Raw genomic sequence first — 1,722 nt, forward strand, 5'->3', positions numbered from 1 at the left:
ATATCGGTGTGCATGGCCAGCCCGTTATCCAGGCAGCGCACGCTGGCCCGGCCCTCGGAAAACACCGTTTCGCGCTCGCTCTCTGGCAACAGGCCCGGCCAGACCTGGCCGGATGCGACGTCGCGCACATGGCACGTCAAGCCGGTGTCGCCGATGCCGGTGCGGGTAATCTGTTTATCATCCCAGCGGCTGGCGCCAGTGCCATCGCTGGCCACGACCAGGTGATAGCGGCCATTGGACAGCAGCTGAACTTCGGGCAGCACCGGGGGCTCGCTCCCGATGACGCGCGCATACGGGCGCGCCGTCACGCTCTGGCTGGCGGTTGCCGCGCCGGTGTAACGGCGTTCGGCGGCCGCACCGGAGACCGGCACCGGTTCTTGCAGCAAGGGCAGCGCGGCCCGGAATTCGGGATCGCGGCAGAAGCGGCGCTGCATCGGCTCGCCCAGCAAATGGCGGGCCAGCGCCAGCAGCAGCATCGCCTGATGGCGCGCGGCGTACGCCCGCACGATGACCTGGCGCTCGCCTTGCGGCAAACGGCTTGGTGCGTAGTCGAGCGCTTCATACAACCCGAGTTCGCCCAGCATGCCTTGCGCCGCGAAGGCGCGCAGATTGGTGCTGGCCAGGCCCGGCATCACGCCCAGCGCCAGCGCGGCGGCATACGGCGCGGCGACCAGGTCATCGTCGCGCTGGCGCTGCAGCGCGGCGGCGGGCAAGCCAAACTGGCCGGAGCGGTAGCGCGCAGCGGCGTCCACGGCATTGCAACGGGATGGCGAAAAGCCCCACAGCACGTCCCTGCTTTTGGCGTGCGCAGCCTGGGCGCGCACCAGCGCGCGGTCGGCAGCGTCGAGCAGCGTGTCGCGCCAGACCGGCATCCAGAGTTGCGGCGCCAGCAGATCGGCCATGGCGCCACGGCGCGACAGCAGCAGCGTGCTCCCGCCAGCCATGCGCTGCGGGCGCCCGAGCGACCACCAGTGCTGCTGCGGCAGCTGGTCCTGGGCCACGGCGGCGAAACTGGCCATGCGCGACTCCGACGCCAGCAAGTCGCAACTGTCGCCGTCCAGGCGCTTGTCGCGCACGTGGTAGCCGGCGGCCAGCTGGCCGGTGGCGGGATCGACCAGTGCGCCGAAGTCCATGCGGGCAGCGTCGCGCGCTGCGGCGGCCAGCGCGGTCAGCCGTTCGATACGCTCCTGCGCGCAAGCGCGGCCCGCTTCCACCAGGGCAGCCAGGCCAGCGCCACCCGTTGCCGGCGCGTCGAGCTGCGCCAGTTCGCGCAGTGTCGGGATCCGGGTCAGGCTGGCGCCAAGCACATATTCCTGAACGGCGCGCATCCACGGCACCAGCACGTACAGGTCGTCCAGCTGCGCGCCGCAGCCGGCATGCAGACGCTCGACCCAGGCGACCAGCGCCGGTTCTGCCGCCGCATCCTCGGGCAGACTGGCCATCAGGCGTTCGGCATTGGCCAGCGCCAGGCGCAGGCAATCGGCAAGGCCCGGCAGTGTGTCGAGGGCGCGGCAGCGTTCGGGCGCCAGCGCGCCATCCATCTCGTCCAGCGCATCCAGGAATGACGCCGGCGCGCCATGCGCGTGTTCGCGCACGACCAGCAGCGTGGCGCGGATGCCGTCCGGCGCAGCGCCGGCGATCGGCTGATCCAGCACTTCGTCCATGCCGACGGCGAAGGTACGCAGCGCCAGCACCAGGCTGCCGCTGGCGGCGGTATCGACA

General features: G+C 71.3%; 1 pseudogene. It reads right to left on the reverse strand.

The window, feature by feature from the left end:
- A pseudogene (locus AC1DYN_RS32365) lies at positions 1–1,722 on the reverse strand (GH36-type glycosyl hydrolase domain-containing protein); the annotation flags it as partial.

The sequence above is a fragment of the Rhizobacter sp. P2_D12 genome, assembly GCF_056404395.1.